Here is a 15,881-nt window from a genome sequence, read left to right as displayed (position 1 = left end):
GGGCTCGCCGGGTTCTCCCGGTCACCGGCCTATCCTCGTAGAGCCGCGCTCGCCCGCGGTCCCTGCACCCGAGCCGAAGAGGCGCTCCCCTCCGCATGATCCGCTTCGAGAACGTCACGAAGGTCTACCCCCGGTCCACCCGCGCGGCCGTCGACGACGTCTCGGTCGACATCGACCGAGGCGAGTTCGTCTTCGTCGTCGGACCCTCCGGCTCCGGGAAGTCGACGATGCTCCGGCTCGCGCTCCGCGAGGAGGCCGCGACGAACGGGCTCGTCCTCGTCGCCGGGCACGACCTGCGCACGATGCCGATGCGCCAGGTGCCGCGGCTGCGCCGCGAGATGGGTGCGGTCTTCCAGGACTTCCGGCTGCTGCCGAACAAGACGATCCACGAGAACGTCGCCTACGCCCTCCAGGTCATCGGCAAGCCGCGGCACGCCATCCGCCAGCTCGTCCCCGAGACCCTCGAGATGGTGGGCCTCGCCGGCAAGGAGAAACGCTTCCCGCACCAGCTGTCCGGTGGTGAGCAGCAGCGCGTGGCCATCGCCCGCGCCGTGGTCAACCGGCCGCAGATCCTCCTGTGCGACGAGCCCACGGGGAACCTCGACCAGAGGATCAGCCTCGAGATCGTCCGGCTCCTCGAGCGGATCAACCGCACCGGGACCACCGTCGTCATGGCCACCCACGACCACGACATCGTCAACGACCTCCGCCGGAGGGTGATCCAGCTCGAGGACGGACGCCTGGTCCGCGACGAGCAGGAGGCCTCCTACCACCCCGCGTCGGCCGAGGAGGCCTGAGCCGTGCAGCTGCGATTCCTCTCCTCCGAGGTCGGGTCCGGCCTGCGCCGCAACGTCTCGATGGCCGTCTCGGTCGTCCTCGTGACGATGGTGTCGATGTTCCTCCTCGGGCTCGGTCTGCTCGCCCAGCGCCAGGCCGACACGATGAAGGGCTACTGGTACGACCGGATCCAGGTCTCCATCTACCTGTGCACCGTCGACTCCCTGCAGCCGAACTGCGAGAGCCAGGCGGTCACCGAGGCCCAGCGGGACGCCCTGCGCGCCCAGCTCGAGGAGCTGCCGGAGGTCAAGCAGGTCTTCTACGAGTCCGAGCAGGAGGCCTACGACCGCTTCAAGGAGCAGTTCCGCAACAGCCCGGTCGCGGGCAACGTCCAGGTGGGCGACATCCCGCAGAGCCTGCGCGTGCAGCTCGACGACCCGACCAAGTTCAAGAACGTCACGACCCAGTTCGAGAACGCCCCCGGCGTCGCGGTCGTCCAGGACCAGGAGAAGGTGCTCTCGAAGTTCTTCTCGATCATCACGGCGATCACGGTCTTCGCCGTCGCGCTCGCGGCGCTGATGGCCGCCTGCGCCGCGCTGCTCATGGCGACGACCATCCGCCAGGCGGCCTTCATCCGGCGCCGTGAGATCGGGATCATGCGGCTCGTCGGCGCGTCGAACTGGACGATCCGGATGCCCTTCATCGTCGAGATGCTCATCGTCTCTGTGGTCGGTGCAGGACTGGCCGTTGGGCTACTTGCCGGCCTGACCAAGTACGTCTTCACCGAGGGCGCCAGTAAGATCGCGCTGTCCCAGGCCTTCATCGGGGTGTCCGACGTCTGGCTCCTCGCGCCGTGGATCGTCGGTGGCGTCGTGCTCATCGCCGTCGCGACGAGCCTGGTCACTCTGCGTCGGTACCTGCGCGTCTGACCCGGCGGTGCGTCTCGTCCCCTGAGGACGGGCTGTACCGCAGGGGTCCTCCGTTCGGGCCATCTTCGGCCGTTTGCCGGGACATCGCCTGTGGTTCGTGTTACCAATGTGAACTATGGGACGTCGTGACCTTGCGCTCACCCGTGCCCCGCGACGTCTGGGCGGGGCCGTTGCCGCCGTCCTCTGCACCGCCGGTCTCGTCGCCGGGTCCTCGCTTCCCGCCCAGGGCGCCCCCGACCCCGGCAGCCAGAAGCGCACGGTCGACCGCAAGATCGACAAGCTCGAGGACCACCTCGACGACACGAGCGCCGCCCTGTCGCAGGCCTACGAGAACCTCAAGGCCACGAAGGCCAAGCTGCCGGCTGCCCAGGAGGTCCTCGAGAAGGCCCAGCAGGCTGCCCAGGCCGCCGAGCAGGCCCGCGCCGCCGCCGTCCAGGAGCTCGAGGTCGCCCAGGCCAACGAGGCCAAGGCCGAGGACGAGCTGGAGCAGGCGACCGACGAGGTCGCGGCCGGACGCGTCCGGATCGCCCAGTTCGCCGCGCAGATCTACCAGGAGCAGGGCTTCGGCCAGCTCGACGTCGCGCTCTCGAGCACCGAGCCGCAGCAGTTCGCCGACCGCATCGCGATGGTCGACACCGTGCTCGACGTCCAGAACCGCACGATGGACCGGCTGACGACCGAGCAGGCGAACCTCACCGCCATCGAGGACCACCTCTCGGCCCTGCGCGCCGACTCGGTCCGCAAGAAGAAGGCCGCCGAGGCCGCCTACGCCAAGGCCGAGGACGCCCGGAAGCAGGCCGACAAGGCCAAGGCCGACCTCGAGGCCCTCGCCGCCAGCCAGAGGCAGCAGGCCCAGTCCTACGAGGACCAGCTCGCGGCCGACAAGAAGCAGCTCGAGTCGATGAAGTCCGAGCAGCAGCGCCTCCAGAAGATCCTCGAGCAGCGCGCCGCCGAGGCGCGCCGCCGCGCGGCCGCTGCCGCGAAGAGGAAGGCCGCCGCTGACGCCGCGCGCCGCAAGAAGGCGGGGCAGTCCTCCTCCGGGAGCAGCGGTTCGAGCAGCGGCGGGGGAAGCAGTGGCGGGGGAAGTAGTGGCGGGGGCGGCGGCTCGTCGTCCGGGGGAGTCCTCGCCCGGCCCGTCAACTCGGGCTGGGTCAGCTCCGAGTACGGCATGCGGTACCACCCGCTGTACAAGTACTGGAAGCTGCACTCCGGCCGTGACTACGCCGCCAACTGCGGCACCCCCGTGTACGCCGCGGCGTCCGGCACCGTCATCATGGCCGGCTACGGAGGCGGGTACGGCAACCGCGTCGTCATCGACCACGGCCTCAAAGGCGGTTCGGGTCTCGCGTCGACCTACAACCACCTGTCCAGCATCTCGGTCGGTGGCGGCTGGGTGTCGAAGGGCACGCGCATCGGCTACGTCGGCACCACCGGGACGTCCACGGGCTGCCACCTCCACTTCGAGACCCTCGTCAACGGCGGGTTCTCGGACCCCCGGCGCTGGCTGAGCACGCTCGGCTGAACAGGCCCGCCGCGGGCGGCCGGTCCACGGCAGGACCGGCCGGGCAGGTACCCTCCTGCCCGTGGCCAAGGACTCCGGGAAGAAGCTCGTCGCGAGCAACCGCAAGGCCCGTCACGACTACCACGTCGAGGACACCTACGAGGCGGGGCTCGTCCTCATGGGCACCGAGGTCAAGGCGCTGCGGATGGGGCGCGCCTCGCTCGTCGACGGCTGGGCCGGGTTCGACCGCGACGGCGAGCTCTGGCTCGAGGGCGTGCACATCCCCGAGTACGTGAGCGGGACCTGGACCAACCACACCCCGCGGCGCCGCCGCAAGCTCCTGCTGCACCGCCGCGAGCTCGACAAGATCGCCGCCGCGACGCGCGAGACCGGCCGCACCGTCGTGCCGCTGTCGTTGTACTTCTCGGACGGCCGGGCCAAGGTCGAGCTCGCCGTCGTCACCGGCAAGAAGGCGTACGACAAGCGGCACGCCCTGCGCGAGCGGCAGGACCGCCGCGACGCCGACCGAGCCATCGCGGCCCGCCGCCGCGGCGAGGACTGACACATGGTCGTCGGGGCCGGCGTGCGCCGGCCGGTGGCCCTCGTCCTGGTCCCCCTCGTCGGGGCGCTCCTCTCGCTCCTCGGCACCGCCGTCCCGGTCTCGGCGGCACCCGCGGCAGCCGACCCGCCCGGGCTCACCTCGTGGGGGGCGGCCGCCGAGCCGCAGGAGGAGGCGGCCGAGCAGCTGCACACGACGATCGAGGCCCAGGCGGACGGCTCGGTGCTCGTCACCGAGGACATCGTCTGGCGCTTCCCCGCGGGCGAGGAGCGGCACGGCATCTACCGCTCGGTGCGGGTGCGTGCCGGCTACCGCGACAGCGAGGCGCGGTACCGCTACTACGAGCTCTCCGGTGTCGAGGTCACCTCCCCGTCCGGGGCCCCGACCGACATCCTCGTCGAGGACTTCGGCGCGTCCCGCAAGATCCGTATCGGCAGCCCGACGCAGACCGTCACCGGCACCGCGCACTACATCGTCAGCTACCGGTTGGCCCACCTCGTCAACGACATCGGGGACGGCACCGCCGAGGTCAGCTTCGACGTCCTCGACACCTCGAACGACGTCCCCCACGAGGACGTCGAGGCCGAGGTCGGCGGCCCGGCGCCCGTCCTGCGCGTCGCCTGCTTCTACGGCGAGTTCGGGGCCGACGACGAGTGCAGCGGGACGGCCGAGGCGGTCGCCCGGTTCGACATCCCACCCCTGGCGCCCCGGGAGGGAGCCACGGTGGTGGTCTCCTTCCCGCGCGAGGCCTTCGGCGACCTCGCCCCGGACCTTCGCGAGGGCAGCGCGACGGCGAGCTCCGCCAGCCCGCTCAGCCCGGCCGTCGAGCGGCTCGTCTCCTGGGCCTTCATCGGCGCCGGCGTGCTGCTGCCCCTGCTGGCCGCCGCGGGCATGGGGATGCTCGTGTGGACCCGGGGCCGGGACGAGCAGTACGCCGGCCTGACCCCGGGCCTCTCCCCGGGGTACGGCGAGAGCACGCCGGTCGTGGTCGGTGGGCCACGCCCCACCGTAGCCGTGCAGTTCACCCCACCGGCAGGGGTCCAGCCGGGGCTCGTCGGCACGATCATCGACGAGGACGCCGGTGTCGTCGACGTCAGCGCGACCATCGTCGACCTCGCGGTCCGCGGGTACCTGACGATCGGGCGGGACGACACCGGCCGGTTCCGGGCCGACGACTGGACGCTGACCCGCACGGCTCCTCCGGCGACGGCTGTGCCGTTGCGCGGCTACGAGCAGGCGCTCCTCGACGGCGTGTTCGCCGAGGGCTCGGTCATCCGGCTGTCCAGCCTGAAGAACCGGTTCGCGCCGACGCTCGCGGCGGTGCAGCGCCTCATGTACGAGGAGGTGGCCGAGCGCGGCTGGTTCCGCGCGAGCCCGGAGCAGCAGCGCGCCCGCTGGATGGTCTTCGGCACCCTGCTGGCCTTCGGCAGCGTCGTCGTCTCCGTGGTGGTGGCCGTCTTCCTCGGGTCCGTCTTCAGCGGCGTGGTCGGGTTCCCCGGGATGCCCACCTGGGTGCTGACGGGCGGGCTCGTCGCCACCGGTCTCGTCATCCGCTCGCTCGGCCGGCGGATGGCGGCGAGAACCGCCGAGGGATCGGCCGTGCTCGCCCAGTCCCGCGGCTTCCAGCAGTACCTCGTCACCGCCGAGGCCAACCAGATCCGCTGGGAGGAGGCCCAGGACGTCTTCAGCCGGTTCCTCCCGTACGCCATCGTCTTCGGCGTGGCGGACCGGTGGGCCGCGGTGTTCGAGGACGTCGCGGCCGCCGCCGCAGCGGCCGGGCACACGATCGGCGTCCCGGTCTGGTACGGGGGCTCGTGGAACGACGGCGGGTTCGGCGACGTCGCCGCGAGCATGGACTCCTTCTCCACCGTGGCCGCCGGGACGATGGTCTCCACACCGGGCTCCTCCGGGACCTCGGGCTTCAGCGCCGGCGGAGGCTTCTCCGGCGGCGGTGGCGGTGGCTCGTCCGGCGGCAGCTGGTAGTCATGCTCCCGGCTGAGGCCGGCCCCGGGCCGGCCTCAGCCGGACGGGTCAGTGCTTGAAGGCGTCCTTGACCTTCTCGCCGGCCTGGCGGATGTCCGACTCGGCCTGCTTGGACTTGCCCTCGGTCTCGAGCCGCTCGTCGTCGGTCGCCTTCCCGGCGGCCTCCTTGGTCTTGCCCTCGGCGTCGATCTTGGCGTTCTCGATCTTGTCGTCGAAACCCATCGCGTTCTCCTTCGTCTGCGGTGACGGGCGCACAGGGCCGCTTCTTGACCGGGTGCGGTCCCTCCACCGTAGGCCGCGGCGGCACCGAACGGGGCCGATCGTGCGGCTCAGCCCGAGACGACGAGGACGAGGTCGCCGCCTTCGACCTGCTGGTGGCCGTCGATCGCGAGGCGCTCGACGGTGCCTCCGGTGGGGGAGGTGATGTTGGCCTCCATCTTCATCGCCTCGATGGTCGCGACCACGCCGCCGGGCTCGACGGTGTCGCCCTCGGCCACGGCGGGGGTGACGACCCCGGCGAACGGCGCGGCGACGTGACCGGGGTTCGAGGGGTCGGCCTTCTCGGCGGCCTTGGTCTCGACCTCGACCGAGCGGTCACGCACCTGCACCGGGCGGAACTGTCCGTTCAGGGTGCACATCACGGTGCGCATCCCCTGTCGGTCGGCCTCGCCCACGGAGCTGATGCCGAGGAGCAGGCGCTTGCCGGCCTCGATCTCCGCCTCGTACTCCTCGCCGTACTCCAGGCCGTGGAGGAACTCGGTGGTCCCGAGGACGGACAGGTCGCCGTAGAGCTCGCGGGTCTCTTCGAACTCCTCGGTCGGTCCCGGGAAGAGCAGGGTGTTCAGGGTGCGTCGGGTGTCCGTGACGAGCGCCTTCTCCTGCTCGTCGGTGAGCTCGGTGACCCGGGGCTTGGCCTTGCGCCCCTCGAGAGCCTTGGACCGGAACGGCTCCGGCCATCCGCCGGGCGGGTCGCCGAGCTCACCCTCGAGGAAGCCGATGACCGAGTCGGGGATGTCGTAGGAGGTCGGGTTCTCCTCGAAGTCGGCCGGGTCGGCCCCGGCGCCGACGAGGGCGAGCGCGAGGTCACCGACGACCTTGCTGGACGGGGTGACCTTGACGAGGTTGCCGAGGATGCGGTTGGCCGCCGCGTACATGTCCTCGATGTCCTCGAAGCGGTCGCCCAGGCCGAGCGCGATGGCCTGCTGGCGCAGGTTGGACAGCTGGCCGCCCGGGATCTCGTGGAAGTACACCCGCCCGGTGGGGGAGGCCAGGCCCGACTCGAACGGTGCGTAGACCTGGCGTACGGCCTCCCAGTACGGCTCGAGGGCGAACACGGCGTCGATGTCCAGGCCGGTCTCCCGGTCGGTGTCGTCCGTGGCGGCGACGAGGGCCGACAGGCTCGGCTGGCTCGTCGTCCCGGCCATCGTGGCGGTCGCGGCGTCCACGGCGTCGACACCCGCGTCGATCGCCGCGAGCAACGTCCCGACCTGCCCGCCCGCGGTGTCGTGGGTGTGCAGGTGCACCGGCAGGTCGAAGCGCTCGCGCAGTGCGGTGACGAGCCGGCGCGCCGCGGGGGCCCGCAGCAACCCGGCCATGTCCTTGATCGCCAGGACGTGCGCGCCGGTGCCGACGATCGCCTCGGCGAGCCGCAGGTAGTAGTCGAGGGTGTAGAGGTCCTCGCCCGGGTCCATCAGGTTGCCGGTGTAGCAGAGCGCCACCTCGGCGACGGCCGTGCCGGTCTCGAGCACGGCGTCGACCGCGGGGCGCATCTGGTCGACGTCGTTGAGCGAGTCGAAGATGCGGAAGATGTCGAGCCCGGTGCGCGCAGCCTCGTGGACAAACGCGTCGGTCACCCGGGTGGGGTACGGCGTGTAGCCCACGGTGTTCCGACCGCGGAGCAGCATCTGCAGCGGGACGTTCGGCATCGCCTCGCGCAGCAGGGCCAGCCGCTCCCACGGGTCCTCGTGGAGGAAGCGCAGCGCGACGTCGTACGTGGCCCCGCCCCACGCCTCGACCGACAGCAGCTGCGGCGTCGTCCGCGAGACGTGCCTGGCCACCTGCAGGAGGTCGCGGGTGCGCATCCGGGTCGCGAGGAGGCTCTGGTGGGCGTCCCGGAACGTCGTGTCGGTGACCGGGACGTCGGTGCGCTCCCGCAGCTGCGCCGCGAACCCGGCCGGCCCGAGCCGCTGCAGCAGGTCGCGGCTGCCCGGGGGCAGGGGTGCGTCGGTGTCGAGCTCGGCCAGCTTGGTCCGCGGCTCGAGGTGGGTGCGCGCCGGCCCGTGCGGCTGGTTGACGGTGACGTCCGCGAGGTACTGGAGGAGCTTGGTGCCGCGGTCGGCGGGGGTACGGGCCTCGAGCAGCTCCGGACGCTCGTCGATGAACGACGTCGTCGCCTCGCCGCGGCGGAACGCCGGGTCGTCGAGCACACCGGCGAGGAACGGGATGTTCGTCGAGACGCCACGGATGCGGAACTCGGCCAGCGCCCGGCGGGCCCGGCGGACCGCGGCCTCGAAGTCGCGCCCGCGGCAGGTGAGCTTGACGAGCATCGAGTCGAAGTGCGGGCTGACCTGCGCGCCGACGAACACCGTCCCGCCGTCGAGCCGAACGCCACCGCCGCCCGCGGACCGGTACACGGTGATGGTCCCCGCGTCCGGGCGGAAGCCGTTGGCCGGGTCCTCGGTCGTGATCCGGCACTGCAGCGCCGCCCCCCGGGTTCGGATCTCGTCCTGGCGCAGCCCGAGGTCGGCATGGGTGGCTCCGGCGGCGATCCGCATCTGGCTCGCGACGAGGTCGACGTCGGTGACCTCCTCGGTCACCGTGTGCTCGACCTGGATGCGCGGGTTCATCTCGATGAAGACGTAGCGGCCGTCCTCGCCGAGGAGGAACTCGACGGTCCCCGCGTTGCGGTACCCGATGGCCTGGGCGAAGCGGACGGCGTCGGCGCAGATGCTCGCGCGCAGGTCGGGGTCGAGGTTCGGGGCCGGCGCGATCTCGACGACCTTCTGGTGCCGCCGCTGCACCGAGCAGTCGCGCTCGTAGAGGTGCAGCACCTGCCCCTCGGCGTCCGCGAGGACCTGGACCTCGATGTGCCGCGGCCGGACGACGGCCTCCTCGAGGTAGAGGGTCGGGTCGCCGAAGGCGGCGTCCGCCTCGCGCTGGGCCGACTCGAGGGCATCGCGCAGCGTCTCGGGTCCGTCGACCCGGCGCATCCCGCGCCCGCCGCCCCCGGAGACCGCCTTGACGAACACCGGGAAGCCGATCTCCTCGGCCGCGGTCGTGAGGGCGTCGAGGTCTGTCGTCGGCTCGGCACCGCGCAGCGTCGGCAGCCCGGCCTCCCGCGCGGCCGCGATGGCCCGCGCCTTGTTGCCCGCGAGGTGCAGCGCCGAGGCCGGAGGGCCGATGAAGGTGATGCCGTGGGCCTCGCAGGCCTCGGCGAGGTCGGGGTTCTCGGAGAGGAAGCCGTAGCCGGGGTACACCGCGTCCGCGCCGCACAGGGCCGCGACCCGGACGATGTTCTCGTGGTCCAGGTAGGCCCGGACGGGGTGCCCCTCCTCGCCGATCTCGTACGACTCGTCGGCCTTCAGCCGATGCTCGCTCGTTCGGTCCTCGTGGGGGAAGACCGCGACGGTTTTGGCCCCGAGCTCGGTCGCCGCGCGGAAGGCGCGGACGGCGATCTCCCCGCGGTTGGCGACGAGGATCTTCTGGAACACGGACGGACCTCCGAGTCGGCGACGCGAGGACGGGAGACCACCCTAGTGAGACCGCCCGCACGGGCGGCTCCGCGCCCTCCACCTGACCGTCCACCGAGACGGCCGGTCCTGCCTCGGACGAACGGTCGGACGGGTGCCCACACCCCTCCCTACGGGGGCCTTCCACCGGTAGTGTGCGCGCGTGGCCCAGCCGGGGAAGAGACGCCCGGCCGCTCCGACGCGCATCAGCGCGCTCCAGGCGGCCGGTGTCGCCTGTGCCGGTGTCGCGGCCCTCGGCAGCGCCGTCGCGCTGCAGCCGGACGCCCTGACGGCCCTCGGGATCATCACGAAGGTCCCGGCGTACATCTACGAGGAGAGCGGGATCCCGGACCTGCTGAGCGAGCCCGGCTCGCCGATCGTCCTCGGCCCGGGCGACATCCCCTCGACGGAGACCCCGCCCGAGCCGAGCCCGACCGAGGCCCCGAGCACGGCGCCTCCCTCCCGGACACCGACCTCACCGGGGGACTCGGGCTCGACCACCCCGGCGCAGCAGCGTGACGACCGCTCCGACGACGCGCAGCAGGGCACCGACGACACGGCGGACGACCCCGCGCCGCGGTCGTCAGGCATCCCGTCGCGCGGTGGTGCCGTCCCGCCGGGCCGCACCGCCCAGCCGCCACGCCCGACGGCCCAGCCGAGCAAGCCCGGAAAGCCGACCGCCGAGCCCACGCGTCCCGGGAACGGGCGGACCAAGCCGACCTCCGAGCCGGCGGCGGCCACGGACTCGACGGGCAGGACCGCCGCCCTGAACGACCCGGTGCGCGCGAGGAACGTGACCAGACCGTCGGTGGCCGAGTCGTCCACGGCGAGGAGCAGCTCCCGGAAGTCGGCGGCCAAGGCGAAGGCCGGCTCGCGCAAGTCGGCGGCCAAGGCGAAAGCCGGCTCCCGGAAGTCGGCGGCCAAGGCGAAGGCCGGTTCGCGCAAGTCGGCGGCCAAGGCGAAGGCCGGCTCCCGGAAGTCGGCGGCCAAGGCGAGGGGCGCCTCGCGCAAGGCCTCGGCGACGAACCGGAAGGGCTCGTCCCGCACGGCGGCGCACGCCCGCGCCAAGAGCCGGGGAACAGGGAAGGCATGTGCGGCGTTCCACAGGTCGGTTGACGCCACCGACCGCACATGTCATCGTGGCGCCCGCCGCAACAAGTGAACAGCGTGGGAGTGAGCCCCTCACGGGGGTGATCGGTTTCGACATTGACGTGCTGGTCAGTGGGAAGCGGGTCGAGGACGCACGGTCATCTCGTACAACGATCCGTGCAAACCAACAGGTGCCGATTCCAAGCGCACCGACTTCGCCCTCGCCGCCTGAGCGAGCCCGAAGTCCGTTGGCCTGGGCATGATCTCGGCCTAGTCACCAGCGTCATCTAGAGATCTTGCTGCGTCGTCGCGCCGAGGGGCGACGCGGGACTCCCACCTCGGCTGGGCCTGTCGGGGAACGTGTGCGCGCGAGCCCCGGGGCCGAGAAAATCCTCAGCGCACTGCACCCGGAGAAGCCCTGGTCACGTGTCAGTGGACGCGGGTTCGATTCCCGCCACCTCCACCATCGGCGCACTCCCACGCTGTTCAGGCACAAGAGATGCTTTACCTGCACAAATAAGCCAGGTCAGGCGTCTTCGCCCTACGGACACAGGGTGCCACGTCGAGACCGATCCGATCACGCCAGGAAACTGACACGGGCGACACAGGCAGGCTGTGAGGGCAGTGAGACTGCTGAAGGTCTGGTTGGCACGCTGACCCCACACCGCCGCCTGCCGAGCACGTCCGGGCGTCGTGACACCACGCCGACATCTGGTGTCACAGGTGATACCATTTCGTCATGGCGATGACCCTCCGACTGACCGACGAGGAGTCCGAGGCGTTGCGTCGCCGCGCGCAGCTCGAGTCCCGTTCGATGCAGGACGTGGCCCGACAGGCCGTTCGCGAGTACGTGGAGAGCCACAGTAGGGCCGAGCTGCTCGACCAGGTCCTCGACGAGGAGCTGCCCCGGTACGCCGAGGCCCTGGAGCGGCTCGGTCAGTGATCTACCTGACCCTGCCCGAACTCCTGCACGTCGCCGAGCGGACGCTCGGACCCGAGGTGCCGGTGCGCGACCACGGGCTGCTGGAGTCAGCGCTGGCGCGACCGCAGGCGACCGCCTTCGGCGCGGACGCCTACGAAGGGCTCGCGGACAAGGCGGGCGCGCTGCTGCACTCGCTGGCGCGCAACCATGCGTTGGTCGACGGCAACAAGCGGTTGGCCCTCGCGGGCACCATCGCGTTCTTGGGGCTGAACGGGTACCGGCTCACCCTCACCAACGACGAGGCCTACACGCTCGTCATCGAGGTCGCGTCGGGAGAGCTCGATGACGTCCCGGACATCGCTGCCCGCATCAGGGCAGGTACCGAGCCTCGGATCAGATGATCCCGCTCAGGCCACTTTGGAGTAGCCCACGGCCTCATCGCCGTCTCCGCATCTACTGTCGAGGAACTCGTCGTCGTCGCGGCCATCGCACAAGCAGCGCCACCCCCCGTCCCCACCGACCAGCTTCTTGGCACCACTCGGGCGCGGCTGGTCGGCAAGCAGCTCGATGGCCGCCTGGACGCGGCGCCGCGCGGCAGGGCCCACCTTCCGGAGCTGACGCAACGCGGCGGGGGCGACCTCGATCCGGTACGTCATGCCAGGCCGAGGTCGGCCTTGACCTGCTCCCACGGGATCGCCGCCTCGCCGTCCTGGATCTCGGCGCGGGCTGCTGCGGCGGCCTCGATGTCGGCCAAGTCTTCCGCGGCGGCGATCAGCCGGTCCAGGTCGTCGGCGTCGATCACGGCAGCCACCCGCTGGCCGCGCCGGGTCAGGTAGACGGGATCGTGCCCGACGCGGGCGGAGTCGACGACATCGGCCAGCCGAGCCCGGGCGTCGCTCACGGTGATCTCACTCATGACCCCACGGTGCGCCATGGCAGCTGAACTGTACATTTCAGCGAAAATGTGCGCCGTGCGACGTCACCCGTCGCCGTGCGACCTGTTCGGCTACACCATGGCCCATTTCGCCGCTGTGCGACCGCCTTCTCCGGGACCTGAACGGGTCGGTTCCCGCGTAACCCGTGGCCGCCACGAGCAGCTGGGCGAACAGTCGCCTGGGGAGATGCCTGTCACGCTACGTCGAGCCGGTAGTGGTCGCCGTCCCGGGCGAACCCGAGGCGGCCGTAGTAGGGCTCGACCATCCCCGGCGGGGTGAGGACGCGCTCGAAGCCGCGGGTGCGGAACAGCCCCGAGCGGCGGTACACGAACTCGCCGGGTGCGAGGTCGCGGAAGCGGGGCGTGACGTAGTCGAGCTCCACCTGGGCGGTGCCGCCACCCACGTCCCGCACGAGGATGGCGCCGGCCGTCTCGTCCCCGCGCTGGACGAGGTACGCCGCCCGTCCCGCCCCCGCGGCGAACTCCGGGAAGAACCTCGCGATGTCGTGCCGGTGGACGCGCAGGAAGTGGGCCAGGTAGGCGTCGTCCTCGGCCACCTCGAGGACCGCGTACCCGTCGTCCGAGCGGCGCTCGCGCAGGAGCCGCACGATGAACACGCCGTTGATGACCGCCAGCACGACGTTCATCGCCACCATCGGCCACACCGCGAGCGCCGCGTTGAAGACGACGAGGATGGCGCAGGCCACGGTGTTGAGCACCCGCAGCCGCAGGATGCGGGCCTGGAGCAGGCTGAACACGAGCAGGGCCGAGCCGAACCACCCCAGGGCGTCGACCCAGGTCACGCCGGTCCCAGGGCGAAGCGGACGCGCGCGACGACGGCGATCTCGGTGGAGCCCGTCTCGACCCCCGGCGCCGTCTCGGCAGCGGCGAGCCGTACCTGCGGGGCGTGGCCGCCCGGCTCGCCCGTCTCCTCGGTGACCCGCAGGACGGGACCGAGGTGTCGGCCGGCGAGGCCGGCGTACTGCCCGGCGCGTGCCCACGCGTCCGCGAAGGCCGCTGCCCGGGCCCGCTCGCGCAGCGGGCCGGGGTCGGCGACCTCGGCCGTGACGCCGTCGATGCCGAGCGCGTCCCCGGCCGCACCGGCGAGCGCGGCGACGAGGTCGCCCAGCCGGTCGCGGTCCCGGACCCGCAGCCGGACCGACTGCGACGCCGTGAATCCGTCCGTGCGCTGCCGCTCGGGGTGCCAGCGCGGGACGAGGCCCATCCCGGTCGTCCGCCGGTCCGCGGCCGCGACGCCGTGGTCGGCGGCCGCCTGCATCGCGCCGTCGAGCCGGTCGGTCAGCGCACCGAGCGCTCCGGCGACATCGTCGGCCTCCGTGCTGACCCGGACGTCGAGGACGACGACGTCCGGCGTGGCGACGGCGGTCCCGGTCCCGACGACCTCGATGTGATCGGTCATGGACGTCACTGTAGGCCTCCGGAGGCCTCCCCTCCCGACGCCCGCGTTCGGGCTACCTGCCGGTACGCGGTTAGATCGACCCCATGCCCGCCGCACCGTCCATCGCCAACAGCGTGACCGTCCGCCTCGTCCTCCCGGCCAGCCCGACGGCCGTCAGCGAGATGACCGGACTCATCGAGCGCACCGGGGGAGTGGTCACCGGTCTCGACGTCACGGGCTCCGGGCACGCCCGGCTCGGCGTCGACGTCACCATGCTCACCCGGGACCCCGATCACGCCGACGAGATCGTCGCGGCGATGCGCGCGGTCGAGGGGCTCGAGATCGGCAAGGTGTCGGACCGCACGTTCCTCATGCACCTCGGGGGCAAGCTGACCGTCGAGTCCAAGGTCCCCATCCGTACCCGCGACGACCTCTCGCTCGTCTACACCCCCGGGGTCGCGCGGGTGTGCCAGGCCATCGCCCGCAACCCCGAGGACGCCCGGCGCCTGACCATCAAGCGCAACACCGTCGCCGTCGTCACCGACGGCACCGCCGTCCTCGGCCTCGGCGACATCGGCCCGCTCGCCGCCATGCCGGTCATGGAGGGCAAGGCCGCGCTCTTCAAGCGCTTCGCCGACATCGACGCCTTCCCGATCTGCCTCGACACGACCGACACCGAGGAGATCATCCGCACCGTCAAGGCCATCGCGCCGGGGTTCGCGGGCATCAACCTCGAGGACATCTCGGCACCGCGCTGCTTCGAGGTCGAGGCCCGGCTGCGCGCCGAGCTCGACATCCCGGTCTTCCACGACGACCAGCACGGGACGGCCATCGTCGCGCTCGCGGCGCTGCGCAACGCGCTGCGGGTCGTCGGCAAGGAGCTCGCGGACGTCCGGCTCGTCATGAGCGGGGCCGGCGCCGCGGGCACGGCCATCCTCAAGCTGCTCCTGCAGGCCGGCGCCCGGCACGTGGTCGTCGCAGACGTCCACGGCGTCGTCCACCGGCAGCGGGCCGACGTCCTGTCCGGCGACCACCCGAACCACGCGTGGATCGCCGAGCACACCAACCCCGACGACGTCCGGGGCTCGCTGAGCGAGGCCGTGCGCGGCGCGGACGTCTTCCTCGGCGTCTCCGCGCCGAACGTCCTCACCGAGGACGACGTCGCCTCGATGGCACCGGGTGCCGTCGTCTTCGCGATGGCGAACCCGGTCCCCGAGATCGACCCCGAGGTCGCCGCCCGGCACGCAGCGGTCGTCGCGACCGGCCGTTCGGACTTCGCCAACCAGATCAACAACGTCCTCGTCTTCCCCGGGGTGTTCCGCGGGCTCATCGACGCCGCGAGCCGACTCGTGACGACGGACGTCCTGCTCGCCGCGGCCGGCGCGCTCGCCGACGTCGTCACGGACGAGGAGCGCAACGCGACGTACATCATCCCGAGCGTCTTCCACCCGGACGTCACGACGGTCGTCGCCGATGCGGTGCGGCGGACCGTCCAGGGCGAGCCCCCGCAGGCCGCGGCGCAGGCGGCGACGAACGCCCTGCAGACGCCGTGACCGGACCCGGCGCGCGCGTCCGGACCGTGCTGCTGGCCGGCCTCGTCCTCGCGCTCGTCGTGCAGGTCGTCGTCCTCTACGCACCGGAAGGCCCGGGACAGGCGCCGTTCGCCGGTGCCGACAAGGTCGTGCACCTCACGGTGTTCCTCGTGCCGACCGTGCTCGCGCTGCTCGCGCGGCTGCCGGTCCGCGGCGTGGTTCCGGCGCTCGCCGCGCACGCGGTGGTCAGCGAGGTCGTGCAGGGGACGCTGCTTCCGGACCGCTCCGGCGACCTCTGGGACGCCGTCGCCGACCTCGTGGGGGTCGGCATCGGGGTGCTGCTCGCCCGCGCCGTCGAGCGCCGCCGAGTGGTCGGGAGCGGCTCCACGCGCTGGTAGGATGGGCGGTCGCACCGAGGTGCGGACGCCTGGCCGCGTCCCCTCGACCACAGAGCGTGGTTCCACTGCCATCCACCCGGTGCTCGTCGGTGACATCGCCTCGGTCGAACCGGCCGCCCAGGACCACAGA

The 15,881-nt window shown here is 72.0% G+C and carries 16 protein-coding genes and 1 other RNA gene; 11 read left to right on the top strand and 6 right to left on the bottom strand.

Annotated features, from left to right (window positions below; all coding sequences use genetic code 11):
- Positions 1-95: 95 nt before the first annotated feature.
- The 5 genes from ftsE (at position 96) to JQN72_RS08885 (ending at position 5,749) form a co-directional block, all read left to right on the top strand.
- The gene (gene ftsE / locus JQN72_RS08905; protein WP_204134824.1) at positions 96-797 is read left to right on the top strand and encodes a cell division ATP-binding protein FtsE; all 702 of its coding nucleotides are present in this window, start codon (positions 96-98) and stop codon (positions 795-797) included.
- 3 nt (positions 798-800) lie between these two features.
- Entirely contained in the window at positions 801-1,706 is a 906-nt protein-coding gene (ftsX, locus tag JQN72_RS08900) for a permease-like cell division protein FtsX (protein ID WP_204134823.1), read from the top strand.
- 115 nt (positions 1,707-1,821) lie between these two features.
- Positions 1,822-3,228 (top strand): M23 family metallopeptidase, encoded by a 1,407-nt coding sequence (locus JQN72_RS08895; RefSeq protein ID WP_204134822.1) that lies wholly within the window; start codon positions 1,822-1,824, stop codon positions 3,226-3,228.
- A gap of 61 nt (positions 3,229-3,289) precedes the next feature.
- On the top strand, positions 3,290-3,769 hold the full coding sequence (smpB, locus tag JQN72_RS08890) for an SsrA-binding protein SmpB (protein WP_204134821.1): 480 nt from the start codon (positions 3,290-3,292) through the stop codon (positions 3,767-3,769).
- A 3-nt stretch (positions 3,770-3,772) separates the two neighbouring features.
- The gene (locus tag JQN72_RS08885; RefSeq protein WP_204134820.1) at positions 3,773-5,749 is read left to right on the top strand and encodes a DUF2207 domain-containing protein; all 1,977 of its coding nucleotides are present in this window, start codon (positions 3,773-3,775) and stop codon (positions 5,747-5,749) included.
- A 48-nt stretch (positions 5,750-5,797) separates the two neighbouring features.
- On the opposite strand, the gene JQN72_RS08880 is transcribed toward JQN72_RS08885, so the two are convergent.
- Complete coding sequence (locus tag JQN72_RS08880) at positions 5,798-5,971, bottom strand: CsbD family protein (protein ID WP_204134819.1); 174 nt, start codon at positions 5,969-5,971, stop codon at positions 5,798-5,800.
- A 107-nt stretch (positions 5,972-6,078) separates the two neighbouring features.
- Entirely contained in the window at positions 6,079-9,459 is a 3,381-nt protein-coding gene (locus JQN72_RS08875; RefSeq protein ID WP_204134818.1) for a pyruvate carboxylase, read from the bottom strand.
- Positions 9,460-9,640: 181 nt separating this feature from the next.
- On the opposite strand from JQN72_RS08875, the gene JQN72_RS08870 reads away from it, so the two are divergent.
- The 4 genes from JQN72_RS08870 to JQN72_RS08855 all read left to right on the top strand — a co-directional run bounded on the left by JQN72_RS08870 (position 9,641) and on the right by JQN72_RS08855 (position 11,889).
- A complete protein-coding gene (locus JQN72_RS08870; protein ID WP_204134817.1) occupies positions 9,641-10,639 on the top strand; it encodes a hypothetical protein in 999 nt (332 codons plus the stop codon).
- Between the two features lie 24 nt (positions 10,640-10,663).
- Positions 10,664-11,032, top strand: a transfer-messenger RNA (tmRNA) gene (gene ssrA, locus JQN72_RS08865).
- Positions 11,033-11,305: 273 nt separating this feature from the next.
- On the top strand, positions 11,306-11,509 hold the full coding sequence (locus JQN72_RS08860; protein WP_204134816.1) for a DUF6290 family protein: 204 nt from the start codon (positions 11,306-11,308) through the stop codon (positions 11,507-11,509).
- Complete coding sequence (locus JQN72_RS08855) at positions 11,506-11,889, top strand: type II toxin-antitoxin system death-on-curing family toxin (protein WP_204134815.1); 384 nt, start codon at positions 11,506-11,508, stop codon at positions 11,887-11,889. The genes JQN72_RS08860 and JQN72_RS08855 overlap by 4 nt, the downstream gene beginning before the upstream one ends.
- A 6-nt stretch (positions 11,890-11,895) precedes the next feature.
- Here the strand turns inward: JQN72_RS08855 and JQN72_RS18370 are convergent, their stop codons facing one another.
- The 4 genes from JQN72_RS18370 to JQN72_RS08835 form a co-directional block, all read right to left on the bottom strand.
- Positions 11,896-12,144 carry a type II toxin-antitoxin system RelE/ParE family toxin gene (locus tag JQN72_RS18370; RefSeq protein ID WP_239100377.1) on the bottom strand — a complete coding sequence of 83 codons (249 nt, stop codon included), beginning with the start codon at positions 12,142-12,144 and terminating at the stop codon, positions 11,896-11,898.
- A complete protein-coding gene (locus JQN72_RS08845) occupies positions 12,141-12,404 on the bottom strand; it encodes a type II toxin-antitoxin system Phd/YefM family antitoxin (protein ID WP_204134814.1) in 264 nt (87 codons plus the stop codon). Before JQN72_RS08845 ends, JQN72_RS18370 begins: the two co-directional genes overlap by 4 nt.
- 212 nt (positions 12,405-12,616) lie before the next feature.
- On the bottom strand, positions 12,617-13,225 hold the full coding sequence (locus JQN72_RS08840; protein WP_204134813.1) for a hypothetical protein: 609 nt from the start codon (positions 13,223-13,225) through the stop codon (positions 12,617-12,619).
- Positions 13,222-13,842 (bottom strand): SIMPL domain-containing protein, encoded by a 621-nt coding sequence (locus tag JQN72_RS08835; protein ID WP_204134812.1) that lies wholly within the window; start codon positions 13,840-13,842, stop codon positions 13,222-13,224. The genes JQN72_RS08840 and JQN72_RS08835 overlap by 4 nt, the downstream gene beginning before the upstream one ends.
- Positions 13,843-13,925: 83 nt before the next feature.
- Here JQN72_RS08835 and JQN72_RS08830 point away from each other — a divergent pair, with 83 nt between their 5' ends.
- The gene (locus tag JQN72_RS08830) at positions 13,926-15,374 is read left to right on the top strand and encodes an NAD-dependent malic enzyme (protein ID WP_204134811.1); all 1,449 of its coding nucleotides are present in this window, start codon (positions 13,926-13,928) and stop codon (positions 15,372-15,374) included.
- Positions 15,371-15,751, top strand: coding sequence for a VanZ family protein (locus JQN72_RS08825; protein WP_204134810.1), 381 nt, complete (start codon positions 15,371-15,373; stop codon positions 15,749-15,751). Before JQN72_RS08830 ends, JQN72_RS08825 begins: the two co-directional genes overlap by 4 nt.
- Positions 15,752-15,881 lie beyond the last annotated feature (130 nt).

The organism is Phycicoccus sp. CSK15P-2 (assembly GCF_016888005.1).
Lineage (GTDB): Bacteria > Actinomycetota > Actinomycetes > Actinomycetales > Dermatophilaceae > Phycicoccus.
This window is presented reverse-complemented; position numbering and strand designations above follow the sequence as displayed.